The 18,912-nt window shown below is 40.0% G+C and carries 14 protein-coding genes, 3 tRNA genes, 1 rRNA gene and 1 pseudogene; 10 read left to right on the top strand and 9 right to left on the bottom strand.

The annotated features are described in order from the left end of the window. Positions 1-38 precede the first annotated feature (38 nt). The 4 genes from AC4PG5_RS12115 to AC4PG5_RS12100 all read right to left on the bottom strand — a co-directional run bounded on the left by AC4PG5_RS12115 (position 39) and on the right by AC4PG5_RS12100 (position 4,936). Positions 39-112: transfer RNA gene (locus AC4PG5_RS12115), tRNA-Ala, on the bottom strand. Positions 113-156: 44 nt separating this feature from the next. Next, positions 157-230: transfer RNA gene (locus tag AC4PG5_RS12110), tRNA-Ile, on the bottom strand. A gap of 143 nt (positions 231-373) precedes the next feature. Then, positions 374-1,897 (bottom strand): 16S ribosomal RNA (locus tag AC4PG5_RS12105). A gap of 846 nt (positions 1,898-2,743) precedes the next feature. After that, positions 2,744-4,936, bottom strand: a complete 2,193-nt coding sequence (locus AC4PG5_RS12100; RefSeq protein WP_492029122.1) for a GH92 family glycosyl hydrolase — start codon at positions 4,934-4,936, stop codon at positions 2,744-2,746. 176 nt (positions 4,937-5,112) lie between these two features. Here AC4PG5_RS12100 and sppA point away from each other — a divergent pair, with 176 nt between their 5' ends. The 5 genes from sppA (at position 5,113) to AC4PG5_RS12075 (ending at position 10,009) form a co-directional block, all read left to right on the top strand. Beyond that, positions 5,113-6,888: a signal peptide peptidase SppA gene (gene sppA, locus AC4PG5_RS12095; protein WP_492029121.1), complete on the top strand. Its 1,776-nt coding sequence runs from the start codon at positions 5,113-5,115 to the stop codon at positions 6,886-6,888. An 11-nt stretch (positions 6,889-6,899) separates the two neighbouring features. Beyond that, positions 6,900-8,006 (top strand): tetraacyldisaccharide 4'-kinase, encoded by a 1,107-nt coding sequence (lpxK, locus tag AC4PG5_RS12090; RefSeq protein ID WP_492029120.1) that lies wholly within the window; start codon positions 6,900-6,902, stop codon positions 8,004-8,006. Continuing rightward, the gene (locus AC4PG5_RS12085) at positions 7,963-8,772 is read left to right on the top strand and encodes a purine-nucleoside phosphorylase (protein ID WP_492029119.1); all 810 of its coding nucleotides are present in this window, start codon (positions 7,963-7,965) and stop codon (positions 8,770-8,772) included. Before lpxK ends, AC4PG5_RS12085 begins: the two co-directional genes overlap by 44 nt. 9 nt (positions 8,773-8,781) lie before the next feature. Then, positions 8,782-9,816 (top strand): thiamine-phosphate kinase, encoded by a 1,035-nt coding sequence (gene thiL / locus AC4PG5_RS12080; protein WP_492029118.1) that lies wholly within the window; start codon positions 8,782-8,784, stop codon positions 9,814-9,816. 120 nt (positions 9,817-9,936) lie between these two features. Continuing rightward, positions 9,937-10,009: transfer RNA gene (locus tag AC4PG5_RS12075), tRNA-Phe, on the top strand. Between the two features lie 239 nt (positions 10,010-10,248). On the opposite strand, the gene AC4PG5_RS12070 is transcribed toward AC4PG5_RS12075, so the two are convergent. Together AC4PG5_RS12070 and AC4PG5_RS12065 are read right to left on the bottom strand one after the other, a co-directional pair. Beyond that, entirely contained in the window at positions 10,249-11,352 is a 1,104-nt protein-coding gene (locus tag AC4PG5_RS12070; protein WP_492029117.1) for a type II toxin-antitoxin system HipA family toxin, read from the bottom strand. Further along, positions 11,345-11,680, bottom strand: a complete 336-nt coding sequence (locus AC4PG5_RS12065) for a helix-turn-helix domain-containing protein (protein ID WP_492029116.1) — start codon at positions 11,678-11,680, stop codon at positions 11,345-11,347. Before AC4PG5_RS12065 ends, AC4PG5_RS12070 begins: the two co-directional genes overlap by 8 nt. Before the next feature lie 220 nt (positions 11,681-11,900). On the opposite strand from AC4PG5_RS12065, the gene AC4PG5_RS12060 reads away from it, so the two are divergent. The 3 genes from AC4PG5_RS12060 (at position 11,901) to AC4PG5_RS12050 (ending at position 15,791) form a co-directional block, all read left to right on the top strand. Further along, positions 11,901-12,551, top strand: coding sequence for a virulence RhuM family protein (locus AC4PG5_RS12060; protein ID WP_492029115.1), 651 nt, complete (start codon positions 11,901-11,903; stop codon positions 12,549-12,551). A gap of 667 nt (positions 12,552-13,218) precedes the next feature. Next, the gene (locus tag AC4PG5_RS12055) at positions 13,219-14,574 is read left to right on the top strand and encodes a serine/threonine protein kinase (RefSeq protein WP_492029114.1); all 1,356 of its coding nucleotides are present in this window, start codon (positions 13,219-13,221) and stop codon (positions 14,572-14,574) included. Further along, complete coding sequence (locus tag AC4PG5_RS12050) at positions 14,571-15,791, top strand: hypothetical protein (RefSeq protein WP_492029113.1); 1,221 nt, start codon at positions 14,571-14,573, stop codon at positions 15,789-15,791. The genes AC4PG5_RS12055 and AC4PG5_RS12050 overlap by 4 nt, the downstream gene beginning before the upstream one ends. Here AC4PG5_RS12050 and AC4PG5_RS12045 read toward each other — a convergent pair. Together AC4PG5_RS12045 and AC4PG5_RS12040 are read right to left on the bottom strand one after the other, a co-directional pair. Then, entirely contained in the window at positions 15,785-16,426 is a 642-nt protein-coding gene (locus AC4PG5_RS12045; protein WP_492029112.1) for a hypothetical protein, read from the bottom strand. The two genes, AC4PG5_RS12050 and AC4PG5_RS12045, sit on opposite strands and share 7 nt — an antisense overlap. Continuing rightward, a complete protein-coding gene (locus AC4PG5_RS12040) occupies positions 16,416-17,090 on the bottom strand; it encodes a PP2C family protein-serine/threonine phosphatase (protein ID WP_492029111.1) in 675 nt (224 codons plus the stop codon). Before AC4PG5_RS12040 ends, AC4PG5_RS12045 begins: the two co-directional genes overlap by 11 nt. Positions 17,091-17,688: 598 nt before the next feature. Here AC4PG5_RS12040 and rhuM point away from each other — a divergent pair. Both rhuM and AC4PG5_RS12030 read left to right on the top strand, forming a co-directional pair. Further along, positions 17,689-18,147, top strand: coding sequence for a RhuM family protein (gene rhuM, locus AC4PG5_RS12035; RefSeq protein ID WP_492030757.1), 459 nt, complete (start codon positions 17,689-17,691; stop codon positions 18,145-18,147). Beyond that, positions 18,125-18,436: pseudogene (locus tag AC4PG5_RS12030) on the top strand (ArsR family transcriptional regulator); the annotation flags it as partial. The gene rhuM and the pseudogene AC4PG5_RS12030, both read left to right, overlap by 23 nt. 59 nt (positions 18,437-18,495) lie before the next feature. On the opposite strand, the gene AC4PG5_RS12025 reads toward AC4PG5_RS12030, so the two are convergent. After that, the gene (locus tag AC4PG5_RS12025) at positions 18,496-18,912 is read right to left on the bottom strand and encodes a PH domain-containing protein (protein WP_492029110.1); all 417 of its coding nucleotides are present in this window, start codon (positions 18,910-18,912) and stop codon (positions 18,496-18,498) included.

The following is an 18,912-nucleotide window of genomic DNA, read 5'->3' as shown; positions in this document are numbered from 1 at the left end:
ATGTCAAAGATCGTTTTTCTTATGTCTCAAAGAAAAGGTGGAGAATAACGGATTCGAACCGTTGACCCCCTGCGTGCAAGGCAGGTGCTCTAGCCAGCTGAGCTAATCCCCCGAAGTAACAAAAAAAGAGATGGTCATCCAAATCTCGTACATCGGTAGTCCCAGGCAGAGTTGAACTGCCGACCTCTACATTATCAGTGTAGCGCTCTAACCAACTGAGCTATAGGACTGTCAGTACACTCGTGCCTAAAATAGGCCCGGCTTCTTTTTATCTCTTGTTTATCCTTATTAAAGATCTATATCTTAAATAAACAAGTACCAGTAGTACAAAAACCAAGAACCATTAATCGTCATTTGAACGGTATCGCTCCAGAAAGGAGGTGTTCCAGCCGCACCTTCCGGTACGGCTACCTTGTTACGACTTAGCCCCAATTACCAGTTTTACCCTAGGACGCTCCTTACGGTTACGTACTTCAGGTACCCCCGGCTTTCATGGCTTGACGGGCGGTGTGTACAAGGCCCGGGAACGTATTCACCGCGCCGTGGCTGATGCGCGATTACTAGCGAATCCAGCTTCATGGAGTCGGGTTGCAGACTCCAATCCGAACTGAGAGAGGTTTTGGGGATTAGCATCACGTCGCCGTGTAGCTGCCTGTTGTACCTCCCATTGTAACACGTGTGTAGCCCCGGACGTAAGGGCCGTGCTGATTTGACGTCATCCCCACCTTCCTCACATCTTACGACGGCAGTCTCTCTAGAGTCCTCAGCATGACCTGTTAGTAACTAAAGATAAGGGTTGCGCTCGTTATGGCACTTAAGCCGACACCTCACGGCACGAGCTGACGACAACCATGCAGCACCTTCACAAATGCCTTGCGGCTATAATCTTTCAACTATATTCATTTGCAATTTAAGCCCGGGTAAGGTTCCTCGCGTATCATCGAATTAAACCACATGTTCCTCCGCTTGTGCGGGCCCCCGTCAATTCCTTTGAGTTTCACCGTTGCCGGCGTACTCCCCAGGTGGAATACTTAACGCTTTCGCTTGGCCGCTTACTGTATATCGCAAACAGCGAGTATTCATCGTTTACTGTGTGGACTACCAGGGTATCTAATCCTGTTTGATACCCACACTTTCGAGCATCAGTGTCAGTAACAGTCTAGTCAGCTGCCTTCGCAATTGGAGTTCTTCGTGATATCTAAGCATTTCACCGCTACACCACGAATTCCGCTAACCTCTACTGTACTCAAGACTGACAGTATCAACTGCAATTTTACGGTTGAGCCGCAAACTTTCACAGCTGACTTACCAGCCCACCTACGCTCCCTTTAAACCCAATAAATCCGGATAACGCTCGCATCCTCCGTATTACCGCGGCTGCTGGCACGGAGTTAGCCGATGCTTATTCATAATGGTACATACAAAACACCACACGTGGCGCACTTTATTCCCATATAAAAGAAGTTTACAACCCATAGGGCAGTCATCCTTCACGCTACTTGGCTGGTTCAGACTTCCGTCCATTGACCAATATTCCTCACTGCTGCCTCCCGTAGGAGTTTGGACCGTGTCTCAGTTCCAATGTGGGGGACCTTCCTCTCAGAACCCCTATCCATCGTAGGTTTGGTGGGCCGTTACCCCGCCAACTGCCTAATGGAACGCATTCCCATCGATAACCGAAATTCTTTAATATTTTCAACATGCGAAGAAAATATACTATCGAGTATTAATCTTTCTTTCGAAAGGCTATCCCCGAGTTATCGGAAGGTTGAATACGTGTTACTCACCCGTGCGCCGGTCGCCAGCAGATTATTGCTAATCCCTGATGCCCCTCGACTTGCATGTGTTAAGCCTGTAGCTAGCGTTCATCCTGAGCCAGGATCAAACTCTTCATTGTAATAATATTGTTTGAATATTAACTCTTATATAAATAAAAGCCAATACCTTTTTAGCTCTGTTCAGGATACCGTAAAAATTTATTGACGATCTAATAATACCTAATAATAAGTATTGACGGTTCTTGTTTTTTACTTGTACTACTTGTATTGTTTATCAATATTTCAAAGAACGTGGCTTCTGATCAAATCTTCGATTCAAAAGCGGGTGCAAAGGTAAAACTCTTTAAGCAAACCACCAAACGTTTTGGAAAGTTTTTTTTCAGAATTAATCTTTTAGGTTTTTTAAAATCAACATAAAGAGATCTTAAAAAAGAATATCCTCGCAACCATTAGCGATCAAACCAAAGCAACATTTCAATCAAAAGGCTTCGTCTCTCTTGCAAAGCGAATGCAAAAGTAGAGCATTAAACACCAATACGCAAATACTTGGAAAGGTTTTTTGAAAGTTTTTTGAATAAAAAAACGTAATCAACTGGATAACAGATGTGTTATAAAGCATAATTTTAAGGGAGTGAACCAAGTCGGTGGAAAAGATACACCATATAATATTCACACACACATGTACGTCTGCGGGCGAACGCGCAATTGCGGGTGAGGGCGCGAGCACACACGCACGCACGCATACATTCGCACGCACAATTAAAAATGAAGATCGGAGTTTAGTCACCAGCCAAACCCCGATCTCCAGTTATACTATCAAGTAACGATTATCAATTACAGACATCGATTAAATCTTTATATCGCTTCAGTAAAAGCAATGATTGCCTATAACCCAAACCACCATTATCAAGAATGAGAATAGAAAGAAAGGCACAACAAGAATAAAAACTAAAATGAAAACGACACTATTTCATTTCAAAAATCAACGTTCCACCCCTCATAATATCTTCATGTGTGATATAATTCTTCGTATACGGCTGTCCATTAAGCGTCACACCGTCAACATGCAAATGATCTTTCGATAAACCTTCAGCAATCACCGTAAACGTCTTTCCACCAGAAAGATGAAGTACCATTTTAGGTAATTGAGGAGCACCAAAAACATAATTGCCGCTGACCGGATCAACAGGATAGAAACCCATAGCACTGAACATATACCAAGCCGACATCTGTCCACAATCGTCATTTCCACACAATCCATCAGGCTTATTCCGATATTGAGTCGTAAAAATCTCACGAACCAACTCCTGTGTACGTTCAGGGCGGCCGGCCAATGTGTATAAGTACGCCACGTGATGACTCGGTTCGTTACCATGCGCATATTGCCCAATCAAACCCGTAACATCCGCTTGCTTCGTTTCCAATTTCAACGTAAACACCGAATCAAGTTTATTCAAGAACGATTTCTCGCCACCGAACAATTTAATCAACCCCGGGATATCATGCTGCACATGCCAGGTATATTGCCAAGCATTACCTTCCGTATAATCCCCGCCACTACTCTCAGCGTGCGCTACATCACTCGGATTAAAAGGTGTTTTCCAAGTTCCGTCCGAACGACGTGGACGCATAAACCGCGTCTCCTTATCAAATAGATTCTTATAAAAGTCGGCACGACGAGCAAAATAAGCCGCATCCTCCTTCTTTCCCATTCGTTTAGCCATGTCCGCCGCCGCATAATCATCATAAACCGATTCTAAAGTCGAAGAAACAGACTCAGCCGGAGTCAAATCAGTTGGGAAATATCCATACTTCATATACACCTCCCAATTCGATTTCAGTTTATGAGAAACCGTTTGCGTCTGCTTCACCATTCGGAAAGCCCGTTCAGCATCAAACCCACGGAATCCCTTCCGATAAGCCTCAGCCACCACAGACACACCATGATTAGCGACCATACAATAATTCTCTTTACCCCACAAAGCCCAAATAGGTAAAAAACCTTGAACTTCACCCTGCTCAATCAGCGAATTAATAAAACCATCCACACGTTCAGGAACCATCAACGTATAAAACGGATGAGCCGCCCTATACGTATCCCAAAGCGAGAACGTCGAATAGAATTTACCTCCTCCGGCCTTCACCACAGAGTCGGCAGCATTACGATAAAATCCATCAACATCCGAAATCTCATTCGGTTGAATCAATGCATGATAAAAACACGTATAAAAGTTAATCTTCTCCTCTTCCGTTCCCTCAATTTCGATGCGTCCCAAATAACTATTCCAAACCTCACGAGCATTCACCTTCACCCGATTAAAATCCCAGTCCGCAATCTCCGCTTTCATATTCTTTTTAGCTCCTTCAACACTGGTCGTCGACAGCGCCACCTTCATCATCAACTGCTCCCCCTCTTTCAAGTCGAAAGTAGCCACAATCCGCTTTCCCTTCTCCATATCCAGCATAGGCAAATCGATTCGACTCACGACCGGATGGTCGAATTCCAACACAAAGAAATAATCCTGATCGACCCAAACCGTGTTCGAAACATGACCGGTTAACATCCGATCGCTCTCCCAGGTCACCTCACAATGAGTCACATGCGAGTGATACTGTTGTTCATTCCAGGCCGGTCCATGCTGCAAATCGATCAACACCGAAGCCGAGTCCGCCTTATGAAACGTATAACGATGCAAAGCCGCATGAACAGAGGCCGTCAGCTCCGCTTTTACTTGAGCATCCGTCAGCTCAACCGCATAATAACCCGGTGAAGCCTCCTCCTGCTTTTTATCCAATCGACTACGATAACCCTCCCACGAGCGCACCCGATTACCCGTAAAAGGCATCACTAAAAGATCACCCAAATCCATACATCCCGTTCCGTTAAGATGCGTCTGGGAGAATCCCCAAATCAAAGAATCCTGATACGTATATTCCGAACAATAACGCCACCCCACCGCTCCGGTAACCGGACTCGTTTGTACCATACCAAAAGGCACACAAGCTCCGGGGAAAGTGTGTCCATTATCAGCCGCACCAATAAAAGGATTTACAAAGCGAGTATAATCGACCGTTTCCGCCACTTTCGTCGGCACACAAGAAACGAACAATAAGCCCATTATAAGCATTGAAAATAAGATAGTTTTCTGTTTCATCATGGTATTTATTTTAATAATCATCCGTGAGCAAAGATAGCAGAAAATCTTGTTTTTGGGTGAAATAAAACAGCGTTTCATGTGACAAAAGAAAAAAAACGGCGACATATTAAATAAATATCAATGCAATTAATTATCTTTGTTAGCTTTAAAACAGCTGACAACAAAACCTATAGCTCATGAAAGATTTTTTTAAATTTACTCTGGCCACAGTTACAGGAATCATTCTGTCAGGCATTATTCTATTCATCCTCGGCATTGTGACCTTTTTCGGCATCGCTTCTTCAGCAGATAGCGAAACCATTGTGAAGAAAAACTCAATAATGATGCTCGATCTGAACGGCACATTAGTTGAGCGTACGCAAGAAACCCCATTTGCATTCTTTTCAGAAATTATGGGCGATAAAGAAAACGTCTATGGATTAGACGACATCCTGTCTTCAATCAAAAAAGCCAAAGAGAACGAAAACATCAAAGGAATTTATATACAAGCCAGCGCCTTAGGGGCCTCTTATGCCTCACTACAAGCTATTCGGAATGCTTTAGTCGATTTTAAGACCAGCGGCAAATTCATTGTAGCCTACGGAGACGTATACAGTCAGAAGTTATACTATCTATCGAGTGTAGCCGACAAGGTTCTACTCAATCCAAAAGGCATGCTTCAATGGACCGGACTATCGGCTACCCCTATTTTCTATAAAGATCTACTCAAGAAAATCGGCGTTGAAATGCAGATCTTCAAAGTCGGAACCTACAAATCGGCAGTTGAACCCTTTAACTCAACAGAGATGAGTCCGGCCAATCGCGAGCAAGTCACCGTCTTCTTGAATTCCATCTGGAATCAAGTCCTAGAAGGTGTTTCCACCTCTCGCCACCTTTCGAAAGATTCATTAAACAACTACGCCGATCGGATGCTCATGTTCTCTCCGGCAGAAGAAACAGTTGCCTGCGGATTGACCGACACCCTAATCTATCGTAACGATGTAAAAGACTACCTCAAGAAGATGGCACAAGTGAAAGAAGACGATCCACTTCGCATCCTAGGCCTTCACGACATGATCAATGTTAAACGCAATGTCCCCAAAGATAAAAGCGGCAATATCGTAGCCATCTATTACGCTGCAGGAGAAATTGTCGATGCCGCTCAAAACGGAACAGACAACCTCATCGTTGGCAACAAAGTCATCAAAGACTTACGCAAGTTAAAAGACGACGACGATATCAAAGCCGTAGTTTTCCGCGTAAACTCTCCGGGTGGAAGCGCTTTTGCTTCAGAACAAATCTGGAACGCCGTTAAAGAATTAAAAGCTAAAAAGCCAGTCATCGTATCTATGGGCGATTATGCCGCATCAGGCGGATACTACATCTCCTGTTTAGCCGATACGATTGTAGCCGAGCCAACCACCCTTACCGGTTCTATTGGCATCTTCGGCATCGTGCCCAATGCCAAAGAGTTGACCGACAAGATCGGATTAAGCTACGACATGGTTAAGACCAATAAATTTGCCGACTTTGGCAACCTTATGCGTCCCTTCAACGACGACGAAAAACTCTTAATGCAAGCCATGATCAACAGAGGATATGAAACCTTTGTTAGCCGTTGCGCCGAAGGACGCGGCATGAGCAAAGAGGCGATTAAGAAGATTGCCGAAGGTCGTGTTTGGACCGGCGAAAAAGCAAAAGAGCTTGGTTTAGTCGACATCTTAGGAGGCATTGACACCGCTATGGAGATTGCCACCAAGAAAGCCGGTATCGAAAACTACACCGTTATTTCCTATCCGGAAAAAGAAAGCTGGTTATCGAATCTGTTCAACGATACCCCAAACAATTACATTGAATCGAAGCTATTAAATAGCAAACTAGGAGAATATTATCAACAATTTGGTTTATTAAAGAATCTCAGCGATCGTTCGATGATCCAAGCTCGGATTCCGTTCGAGCTCAGTCTAAAATAGGAAGGAGTTAAATGAGCGAAGACTTAATCAGAAAAAACAAATGGCTTTACCCCGTCTCATGGCTTTATGGGACGGCAGTTACAATAAGAAACAAACTCTTTGATTGGGGAATTCTCCAATCAAAGAGTTTTAATGTTCCTATCATCTGCGTAGGCAACCTTGCCGTAGGCGGGACAGGCAAAACCCCGCATACCGAATTCCTGATCAAACTCCTCTCCGCTCACTATCACGTTGCGGTACTGAGTCGCGGGTATAAGCGTCACACCAAGGGCTATCTTTTAGCTGATCCAAAAAGCACCGCCCAGACCATTGGCGACGAACCCTATCAGATTCACCAAAAGTACCCCAATATCACCTTAGCAGTCGACGAAGACCGTTGTCATGGTATCCAGCAACTTCTGGCTATCAAACAACCCAAAGTCGATCTCATCCTTCTTGACGACGCCTTTCAGCATCGTTACGTCAGAGCCGGACTAAACATCCTACTCACCGACTATCACCGCCTCTTCTCCGATGACGCCCTTCTACCGGCAGGTCGCCTCCGCGAGCCCAAGAGCGGTAAAAACCGTGCACATATGGTCATTGTCACCAAATGCCCGTCAGACATCAAGCCCATCGATTACAACATCATCGCCAAGCGGCTCGATCTGTACCCCTATCAAGCTCTCTACTTCTCGACCTTCCAATACGGAAGCCTCCGTCCGGTATTTCCGAGCGAGCACTCCAAAGAAAAGAAACTCGTTACCCTTATCGGTGCCGATGTTCTCTTAGTCACCGGCATTGTTTCGCCCGCTCCGATGTTAAACGAACTAGAGACCTATGCCACTAAAGTAGACCTTTTAGCATTCGACGACCATCATCAGTTCACCGAAAGCGATCTACAACAAATCGAAGAACGATTTCAACAGCTCAACCCCAACAACCGGTTCATCGTAACCACCGAAAAAGACGCAGCGCGTCTCGTTGGGCACAGCCAACTCAAGGACGAGTTAAAGCCCATGCTTTACTCCCTACCCATTACCATTAAGATATTACAAAAACAACAAGATAAGTTTAATCAACACATTATAGGCTATGTTAGAAAAAATACAAGAAACGGCAGCTTACCTCAAAAGTAAGATGCACACAAGCCCAGAAACAGCCATTATACTAGGCACCGGCCTCGGCAGTCTCGTTAACGAGATCACTGAAAAGTATGAGATAAAATACGAAGAGATTCCCAACTTCCCGGTATCAACCGTTGAAGGACATAGCGGAAAACTCATCTTCGGAAAGCTAGGCAACAAAGACATCATGGCCATGCAAGGTCGTTTCCACTACTACGAAGGCTACTCCATGAAAGAAGTAACCTTTCCGGTACGCGTGATGCGTGAACTCGGCATCAAAACCCTTTTCGTTTCGAACGCCAGCGGAGCCACCCATCCCGACTTTGAGATTGGCGATTTGATGATCATCACCGATCACATCAACTACTTCCCCGAACACCCGCTTCATGGAAGAAACATCCCTTACGGTCCACGTTTCCCGGATATGAGCGAAGCTTACGATAAAGAACTCATTCGCAAGGCCGATGCCATTGCCGAAGAAAAAGGCATCAAAGTACAACATGGCGTATACGTCGGTACCCAAGGCCCAACCTTCGAGACCCCAGCCGAATACAAACTCTTCCGCATCTTTGGTGCCGATGCTGTTGGTATGTCGACCGTACCCGAAGTCATCGTAGCCCGTCATTGCGACATTAAAGTCTTCGGCATCTCCGTAGTCACCGACCTTGGAGTAGAAGGAAAGATTGTAGAAATATCGCACGAAGAAGTACAAAAAGCAGCCGATGCCGCACAGCCCAAGATGACCACCATCATGCGCGAATTGATCAATAGAGCATAATCATTTTATATGAGAACAGAAATATCCACCCTCGGCGAGTTCGGCCTCATCGACCACCTTACCGAGGGCTTAACATTAGAGAATTCATCTAGTCAATACGGAGTGGGCGACGATGCCGCCGTCCTTTCCTACCCATCGGACAAGCAAGTCCTAGTCACCACCGACCTCCTCATGGAAGGCGTGCACTTCGATTTGACTTACGTCCCCCTAAAACACTTAGGCTACAAGTCAGCCATTGTCAACTTCTCCGACATCTATGCCATGAACGGCACTCCTCGTCAGATCACCGTATCGCTCGCGCTATCGAAGCGATTCAGTGTAGAAGACATGGAAGCCTTCTATGCCGGCATCCGTCTCGCTTGTGAAGAATACCATGTCGACATTGTAGGTGGCGACACCACCTCTTCTCTCACCGGATTTGCCATCAGCATCACCTGTATTGGCGAAGCCGATAAAGACAAAGTAGTCTACCGCCATGGAGCAAAACCGACTGATCTGATCTGCGTCAGCGGCGATCTCGGTGCAGCCTACATGGGACTTCAGCTATTAGAGCGCGAAAAAGTTGTTTTAAAAGACTCTGCCGACGTTCAACCCGACTTTACGGGCAAAGAATACCTTCTTGAACGCCAGCTCAAACCAGAAGCCCGCAAAGATATTATCAAGCTTCTAGCCGAAGCCAACATTGTGCCAACTGCCATGATGGACATCTCAGACGGTCTTTCGTCAGAATTGATGCATATCTGCAAACAAAGTAAAGCCGGTTGTCGTGTATACGAAGAGCATATCCCAATCGACTATCAGACCGCAGTGATGGCAGAAGAGTTCAACATGAACCTCACCACCTGTGCGATGAACGGCGGCGAAGACTACGAGCTCCTATTTACTGTCCCCATTGCCGATCACGAGAAAGTAGCAGAGATGAAAGGCATCCGCATCATCGGACACATCACCAAGCCTGAGCTTGGTTGTGCATTGATCACCCGCGACGGACAAGAGTTCGAACTGAAAGCACAAGGCTGGAATCCTCTTGAAGAAGAAAAATAAAAAAAGTTCAAAATTTAAAACACTGATAATAAGACTACAAGCTTTTTATCAGTGTTTTTTCCTTTCAAAAGGTTTGGTAGTTTCAAAACTTTCACTACCTTTGCAACCGCAAACAAGCAAGGTGCCATAGCTCAGTTGGTAGAGCAAAGGACTGAAAATCCTTGTGTCCCCGGTTCGATTCCTGGTGGCACCACAGAAAAGAGAGTTACAGAAATGTGACTCTCTTTTTGTTTTAGGAGGTTGGAAAAACAAGGATCATGGGATCATACCAAAATCGGGGATCAGTCCGAAATTCTGAGGGATTGTCCTGTTAAGCATAAATTTTAGATAATCTGAATAAGAAGAATGCCACATTTGGACTGCAACAGCATGACCGTTTTTGCTGTTACAGTCCGCGTCGTTTTTTACACTATTTCCTGTATTTTATGATTATCATAGTTTAAATTTAGCCATCTTCCTAGTGCCACATTTATCTGTCAATTCTTCGATTATTTGAGTCGCTGACTGTTTAGATAATCCTACCTCAGTTGCCACCGCAATCACATCTGCGAGTGTTGGTTCTCCTTTGCCGTTTATTGTCGTAGTATGGTAGCCGTTAAATCCACTACTTGGCAAAAGGTCATAAGCAGGCGAAAGTTTCCACTCCCCATCAACCCACTGAAACGAGAAGTTTTTAGAATGGTCGTCTCGGTTCGAAATCAATATATTAAACACCATTATTCGGAACATTTGAGCCACCTGCTCCATATCTTTGGTAAGATTCAGCGTCAGTTTCAGTAGCAAAGAGTAGTCAAGGCTTGGAATCCGATAATTGGCATGGAGCAGTCCTGCCGCACTTATGGTATGGATCTTATTTTGTGAGATTCTATCGAATCGTTCCACCCCGAAATAGCGACTATCGAACAAGCGGGTTTCTGCCATTTGCACCCCGCACTCTTTGGCAAGTAGAGAATAGTTGTATTCTATTTCTCCCACATTAACGGGATCGCTGGTTGCTTTAAATTTCACCAACCATTCACGACCATCGATTCTCGCAAAGACCTTCGGACGCGCTCCACCTGACGAACCACCATATTTATAGAGTAAATCGACTGAGCCCGCACTTTCTTTACTTTCAAGTATTTTTTCGACCTCTTTAGCCAAACGATCAAAATTTAGAAATTCATCCTCCGTAGCAATACTTTTGTCGGGTCGGTACTCCAATGCGCCACGTCCGGTAGAACCGATGAGCGACAATCGTTCCAAAACACTCAACCTATATGGATCGATCCCTTTTTCTTGCAAATAACGATCAAGTAATAGATTACCCCATCCATCCGGCAAACTATCATCAAACACGCCAAAATTTCCTGCGAAAGGATCCCGCTTAGCCATTATCAGCCCCGGCTTCAACGGCAGATAAAATGGAGATATCGAAAATCCGCTTTGTATCCAATCCACATCGTATTCAAAACCACACAATCCTTCAGGCGTAAGCGCCATTCGTCCTACACGACTATCAGATATAAAAATCTCTATCATTGAAATACTATTCATTTTTAAGCCCCCTCTTTCTTTGTTTCGGTTGCTTTGCTTTTAATATATCGTCAATACTCTGATAGGTTTTGTTACTGAAAAGAGTTTCAAACTCATCCGTCATGTCTAATGCATAAGCAAGCATCACCAATGAACGCAAAGAGATCTCTCCCGATAACTCAAAACGCCTGTAAGAAGGATATGATAAGCCTGCTTTTGCAGCAAGTAGCTTTTGCGTCCATCCTTTTTCCAATCGTCTCTGCTTAACACGCTCTGCAAGACCCAACATCAACAAGTCGGGAGTTTTATTTATAAGTGATAATATATTATCATTCACATCTGTTTCCATGTTTTAAATGCTATTATTTGGATACTTACAAATTTAATCAAAGTTTCTCATTTATCAAACCAATCGAGATAAAATATCCTTTTATGAAAAACAAAATCTCAAAAACTTAAATTATCTTACTCTAGGGTAAATACGTGTTTTACTAGCCTACAATACAATTATGCTCAAATCCATTTGAGTGAACAAAATTAATCATTAACTTTATAGAAATTTAGGCGTTGTGAATACAGGAGAAATCATACTATATACAACCTCGGACGGTACAACTGCTCTGGACGTAAGGTTGGAACAATATACAATCTGGATTAACCGTCAGCAGATGGCAGAGCTATTCGATAGAGATATCAAGACCATTAGTAAGCACATTAATAATGCTCTAAAAGAAGAATTAAAGGATATTCCAGTTGTCGCAAAATTTGCGACAACTGTCAGCGATGGAAAAACATACCAGGTAGAACATTATAACATTGAAATAATTACCTCTGTCGGCTACCGTGTCAAATCGCAACGAGGTACCCAATTCCGTATCTGGGCAAACAAAGCACTGAAAGAACACCTTATTAAAGGCTATTCGGTTAAGGATAATATCAAATTGGAACAGTACGAAGATTTGAAGCAAACCATCAAGGTATTGGCAAATGTGCTTGACTACAAACCATTGAAGTATTCTGAAGCAACCGGATTACTCAAGGTTGTAACAGATTACACCTACGCTCTCGACACCCTTGACAGATATGATTATCAACAACTCAAGATATACAACCCAACTTTCACCCCCCTAAATTATTCTTCAAAAAAAACGTACATGTTTTGGTTCCTTTTGGACCAATACCCCACTGATAATCAAAGATGGCATTCTTCAGAGCTGTAGCAAATTCGAGTTGTAGGACACTTTCGTTAACATTTTATATAGGATGCGAAAAATGTATATTTGGAAAGGAAAGTTATGGTGAACGTTTTATAATTTACATGCTGTATGTACTATAATACATAAAGCTCACAGTAACATGATTTCAGACTACATTTAGCTAATATTTCTAATTACATCAACAAGACCTTTGTTACCTTTGCATTCAAAATAACCTATAAATTGTAATATATGGCAAGATTCAAAACTACAACAAAACACGTTAGAAACTGCAACTTCGCATTGAACCAGAAATGATAGTTTGGCAGATGCGAAAGCAGTAACTGTTTTTAACACTTGAGACAAGTTCCATCAACAACAATGCTTGTAGATACTCCGGGATTATCTTCTCCTGATCCAAAACATTAACAAACCCTTGTAAACTTTTTACCTAAAGCCGATGGAATTCTATTGGTAACAGATACAAATCAGCAGATAGCCAGACAATTAACAGGATTTATAGAAACTATGAAGTTATCAATGAAACCTATATTTTGGTTCTTACAAAATCGGATACAAAATCTCTTAACGACATAGATGCTGCTAAAAAATATATTAGCAAGAATTGCCAAATTCCTTTAAAACAAGTTACTGTAGTATCTGCAACCAACAATAATTTATCAGAGTTTACATGCCTTCTAGAAAGTGTCAAAAAAGCAAAAAGGAGATTATCAAACAAGTCGATTCAAAAAGACTTAAAGATATCGTTAATGTTTTAACACAACAAATTGAGGAACTAATGAACGCTTCTGGTTCTGATAAGGAAACGGATGAAGCGATACATCGAAGTCAATATGGGTCAAAGGAAATTAACAGAAATATTGATAGATTAGTAGAATCGATGTCTGATGATATAGAAGAAAAAGAAAGAGAAGTTTCAAGGAAGTTTGAAGATATCATCTTCTCTAAGTCAAATGACCTTGTTACTGGAAAGAGTAACAACTTTGATGCCGAAGCTATCTCTTTAATTAATAGTACGCCTGTTTTGTTAATGAATATAAAACAGGTATCCAACGTATTTTATGCGATAAAGCTAGAAGCAAAAAAAGGTTCAGATGAAGAGGTTTGCGTCTACAAATTTGAACGCTTTTTATATATCCTCCAAAAAAACTGCCGATTTAACATTTCCAATTTTCGACGATTCAAAGTTACCGATTACAACATTTTTATTTATCTTTGTGGTTATAAGTACAATATCATGAGAACTACTAAATTAGCAGAAGAGTTCATTAAAACCTTCAACATACATAAGATAATTGAGGAAAAACCTAAATCTGGTCAAAAGCAGGTATATATTGTGGAAATAGATGGCTCTATTTTCGCCCTTAAAATTATACCTACAGCAGATGAAAGAATAGCGAGAGAATTGAATATTTATGAACGTTTCAAGGATAACTCTGGAATACCGAATGTTATCAATGTGCAAACATATGGAGATGAGCTTGTTGTCATTGAAGAATTTATTGAAGGAGATGATTTAAGCCACATAGCTTCACAGTATATAAACAATTCTAATAAGACACGATATTTAATTGCTGATATAGCTCGCATATTAGCTCCGGTATGGAATAATAGATGTATTCATAGAGATTTAAAACCACAGAATATCATCATCAAAAATGATGGTCATCCAGTTGTACTAGATTTCGGTATCGCTAGAGACTTAGACGATGAAACTATAACGCCAACAGGTTTCCAACCTTTTACTTGGACTTTCGGAAGTCCAGAACAATATTTTTTTAGAAAAGATCAAATTTCATATCGAACTGATTTTTTCTGTTTAGGGATTATTGCATATTACTTATATACAGGTAATCTACCATTTGGAAGGTCAAGATCTGCCGTAGCTGAAAGTTTTATGCAGCCACAAAAAAATCATGATGTACATAATGAAGAAATGAATATATTTTTGAATGCAGTTTTAAAATATAGTGTTGCAGAGCGACCAAGAACCGTTGAACAATTTATTAAATTACTAAGTGTATGAAAATAGTACAGATATTGGGACACAATCCAAATTGGAATGTTGAAGCCTTCACTCAACAGGGTATTGGAGATGAATTTCTTATCACAGCAATCTCTTTTGGAAATAAGTTTGTAAACAATAAGAGAGTTGCTCCCATATTGGATAAATCAATGCTAGATCTTCAATTTTATGGTCAAAAAAATAGTGGACATTTATCAAAAGGGAAATTGTCAGATTTCGATTTCCATCCTGCAAGATTCTTAAATGATGATGAGGCTACGAATATACGAATTAATAGTTGCATAGAAAAAGCTATCGAATATCAAATATCATTAGGCTTCAAGAAAGTAATAATCCCCCATTATTATGAAGATAATTATATAGCTGGAATTATTTCTACTATAAAAGTTGCAAATGAATACCTCAAAAGTAATAAACAAGATGGGATAGAATATTTTATGACTCTCCCATTAGCTTATGATATTATTCGCAACCAGGACAATGTTGAGGATTTGTTATTGGAGTTAACTGACATGAGTATTATTTTTGACGGTTATTTTGTTGTTTGTGAGAATAAGCCAGAACAAGGTCACAAAATCTCAAACGATATAAAACTTATAACAAATTTATCTAAAGTTTTAAGAGTATTGAAATATCAAGGATTTAAAACTATATATGGATATGCTAATTGGGATGCAATATTTTTTCTAGCCCAAACTGATATTGATTATATTACAATTGGCACTTATGAAAATTTGAGAAATTTTTCCATAAAAAGATTCACAGAGGATATTTCAGGAGGTGCTTCTGAAGGATATTATTTTTCCGAAAAACTTCTAAATATGATACGTGCAAAAGATTTAATAAACATTCGCGCTAATGGTATGCTAGATACAATTAAAAATGAGCATAATATATTCTCGGATATGATATTAAAAGAAAACTACATTTGGAATATACACAAACCAGATGTGAACAAAAACTATCTTTTATCAATATCGTTTCTATTAAAGAAAATTTCCACGGTACACAATATAAAAGATAGGATAATATATGTTTTATTTCTAATCCAGGAAGCTATCGATAATTACCAACATCTTGACGATAATTATGTAGTACTACAAAGTGAAGGTAGAAACTACCATCTAAATACTTGGTTAATGTATTTACTAAAAACAATCCAAATGAAACCTGATGAATTTTATACCATATATAGAAAACATAAAGAAAATCATTGAAACATAACAACCTCCGACAATAGCATTTGCATAGTTGGATCAAGTGGTTTTTGTTTTTTGGGGTGATAATATTTTTTTATTACCCCATCTATGGATATAGTCAATAACCCAACATTTAATTTCTCAAATAGTGGTAAATTTTCTATAGCAGCTTTAGAATGAGCCTCATCCAATACAACATATGAGTAATCCGCAAACCATTTATATCTATAAGCTTGCATCAGTGCTTTTTTCCAATGTCTTAACTTAGCTTCAAATGCTATATTCTTTTTAAAAGACAACTCGTATTTATTACTAAATACATAGTATGAATCCATTCTCTTTATAAAACTATATTCAATAAGTTTTTCTAAAGATTTAGCAATTTCTGGCTTCTTAATTCCTGTTATAGTTTTAACAATATCCAAAGAAACCTTTTTCTTGTTTTTTACAATTTGATATACATTTATATCGATAGAAGTCAGCCTTTCTCTCTGGACTATCTCTGCTGAATCTTTAAGTTCTGTAACAACTAAATCTGCAATGCCAAAACCTAAGCTAACTTCCTCTAAGACTCTTTTATTGGCAATATTAAATTTGCTAGAAAAAGATATTTTAAATAAATCTACTAACTCTTGTTCTGTACTAAAGCCCATTTCTTCTTATTATTATATACGTTGAATCGTCTCTGTTTTTATTTGTTTGTAATCTGTTAATAGCATTTACAATGTTCTTATTACGCTTATATTGGAAAATCATAAAATACTTTTTTATATCCTCTTCCATAAGGCTGTAAAACCCATCAGAGCATATTAAAAAATTTTGAGTTATATCTATCTCTTTTTGAGTTATATCATCTAACATCAATTCTTCTAAACCTATATATTTAGTTAGTATACGACTACTTCCAGACAAATTATCATCTACAGTCAATGGCTCCAAGAAATAATTTGAGAAGGAATAAATTCTAGAATCTCCAACATTAACAATAAAAGCTTTATGCAAATTAGAATGAAGTAATAACGCACTACACGTAGTTTTTCCATCTATGGAAGAAGATAAAGAAGATAAATGCATATCATATATCAATCGATCTAATTTAACCTCAGAATTGATATATAAATTATAATTTTTATTCAAGTAGTATTTACAATCCTGAATATAATCGATACTCTTTTTCAGTGAACTAACACCATCAAATAGAATGAAAAGACTATAAGTATCAGTATGCATAAACCAAATATCATCTTGATTCTGCAACCGTGCGATTCCTTTTAAGGAATTGCATATAATAGTTCTATTTTTATCATTCTCTATCATACAAACAAACTTTCTTGTGGTTACAAAGTTACATTTTTTTGTGAAGAAACCTCTAGTATTACCAATAAAAAGGATTTTATAACTGATAAACAGCATATTACGATCACCATTGATCTCCTTGTTTATAACAAAAATACAATACGTATGTTTATAAACCCGCCACAAGTTTGCCTTTATAAATCTAAATTTATATATTTGTATCGCTTAATAGCAAGCAAAACGATAAAACATAATCGTGTGCTAAATCATGTGGATTTCCAAATTAAATAAACTATAAAACGGTGATGATCAACAGAGAGAAGACAATAGTTCTCTTACTGGTGGCACCACAGAAAAGAGATTCACAGAAATGTGACTTTCTTTTTGTTTTAGGAGGTTGGGAAAACAAGGGATCATACCGAAATCCTGAGGGATTATATACGACCTCTGACGGGACAACTGCTCTGGACGTTAGACTTGAACAAGAGACTATTTGGTAATTCAAAAGCATATAGCGAAGCTATTTGGTACAAAGCGTCCAGCAATAACCAAACATCTCAAAAACATATTCTCGTCAGGCGAACTTAACGAGAATAGCACATGTTCCATTTTGGAACATATGGGTAATGATGGGAAACAACGCTATCAAACGACCTATTATAACCTCGACGCTATTTTATCAATAGGCTATCGTGTAAACTCTAAAAATGCAACCCAGTTCCGTATCTGGGCAAACAAAGTACTGAAAGAACACCTTATTAAAGGTTATTCGGTTAAGGATAATATCAAATTGGAGCAGTACGAAGATTTGAAGCAAACCATCAAGGTATTGGCAAATGTGCTTGACCACAAAACATTGGAGTATTCTGAAGCAACCGGATTACTCAAGGTTGTAACAGATTACACCTACGCTCTCGACACCCTTGGCAGATATGATTATCAACAACTCAAGATAAATAAGATTACCAACAAAGAAAAGATCAATCCTTTAAAGGCTCTATCGGTGGTATATATCAGACTTTCGGAGGGCAGGATCTCTATCCAAGTATCGAGGAGAAAGCAGCAAAATCTTCTTTGATCACATCTCTGTTCATGGTTCAACATATATACAAATGCAGACGAAAGAGCCATAAAAGACTTCCGTACAGAAGGACAATTAAGCCCATCCACTACCGACAAACAAATCTTTTAAAATTTGGAGCTCTTTACAGATAAGGGAGTAGCCCAAAATGGTGCTGCCATTTCTTTGGAAAAGAACCGAATCGAAAATTTCCGTATGCTATTACAAGATGTGTTTTTTCAAAGGGACAGCTAAAGTATATATTATAGATTATAAATTCTTTGGCGATCCATTTTATCAGCAGTATTCAATTTAAAAATTTGATATTACACAGAAATACCCAAACCAGTCCGAACAATTCTGCATTTACCCTATTTGTTGGTTTATCTCTTTCCTGAATCGTTGCGGATTAGAAACAAACGGATAACTGATCGTTACTCCACCAGTAGTAACGGTTATTGTCCCAAATCCAAAGATTCGTCCCCACACACTCTGTTTAATTTGTAATCCTTCGCACTTTGTTAGCACCAAGTCAAGTATATTGCGATTTATTACCCCAGTTTTCAATATGACCCGTTTATTTGTTACGACGTAAACGGAACCGATTTTTACCATTATCAGCTGTAAAAGCGAAATCACTCCGATAATCAATAGGAAAATACTGCCGTAGCGGACTATATCAGCTCCCGATCCATAAAGCCACCAACTCAACAATAGAAACACGATAGGCTGTACGAATAGGAAGAAATGAAGTTTTGCTTTGTATACAATTTCCTCTCCCAT

This window comes from Bacteroides sp. QWL-09 (assembly GCF_058683585.1).
Note: the sequence above shows the minus strand (reverse complement) of the source record. Positions and strands in the feature narration are given on the sequence as shown.

What these genes read in the sequence shown, in the direction of transcription:
- AC4PG5_RS12100 (WP_492029122.1), bottom strand. Translation starts at nt 4,936, where the DNA reads ATGATGAAACAGAAAACTATCTTATTTTCAATGCTTATAATGGGCTTA.
- AC4PG5_RS12085 (WP_492029119.1), top strand. Translation starts at nt 7,963, where the DNA reads ATGTTAGAAAAAATACAAGAAACGGCAGCTTACCTCAAAAGTAAGATG.
- AC4PG5_RS12040 (WP_492029111.1), bottom strand. Translation starts at nt 17,090, where the DNA reads ATGATAGAGAATGATAAAAATAGAACTATTATATGCAATTCCTTAAAA.
- AC4PG5_RS12055 (WP_492029114.1), top strand. Translation starts at nt 13,219, where the DNA reads ATGCCTTCTAGAAAGTGTCAAAAAAGCAAAAAGGAGATTATCAAACAA.
- AC4PG5_RS12050 (WP_492029113.1), top strand. Translation starts at nt 14,571, where the DNA reads ATGAAAATAGTACAGATATTGGGACACAATCCAAATTGGAATGTTGAA.
- AC4PG5_RS12065 (WP_492029116.1), bottom strand. Translation starts at nt 11,680, where the DNA reads ATGGAAACAGATGTGAATGATAATATATTATCACTTATAAATAAAACT.
- AC4PG5_RS12045 (WP_492029112.1), bottom strand. Translation starts at nt 16,426, where the DNA reads ATGGGCTTTAGTACAGAACAAGAGTTAGTAGATTTATTTAAAATATCT.
- AC4PG5_RS12025 (WP_492029110.1), bottom strand. Translation starts at nt 18,912, where the DNA reads ATGGGAGAGGAAATTGTATACAAAGCAAAACTTCATTTCTTCCTATTC.
- rhuM (WP_492030757.1), top strand. Translation starts at nt 17,689, where the DNA reads ATGGGTAATGATGGGAAACAACGCTATCAAACGACCTATTATAACCTC.
- sppA (WP_492029121.1), top strand. Translation starts at nt 5,113, where the DNA reads ATGAAAGATTTTTTTAAATTTACTCTGGCCACAGTTACAGGAATCATT.
- lpxK (WP_492029120.1), top strand. Translation starts at nt 6,900, where the DNA reads ATGAGCGAAGACTTAATCAGAAAAAACAAATGGCTTTACCCCGTCTCA.
- AC4PG5_RS12070 (WP_492029117.1), bottom strand. Translation starts at nt 11,352, where the DNA reads ATGAATAGTATTTCAATGATAGAGATTTTTATATCTGATAGTCGTGTA.
- thiL (WP_492029118.1), top strand. Translation starts at nt 8,782, where the DNA reads ATGAGAACAGAAATATCCACCCTCGGCGAGTTCGGCCTCATCGACCAC.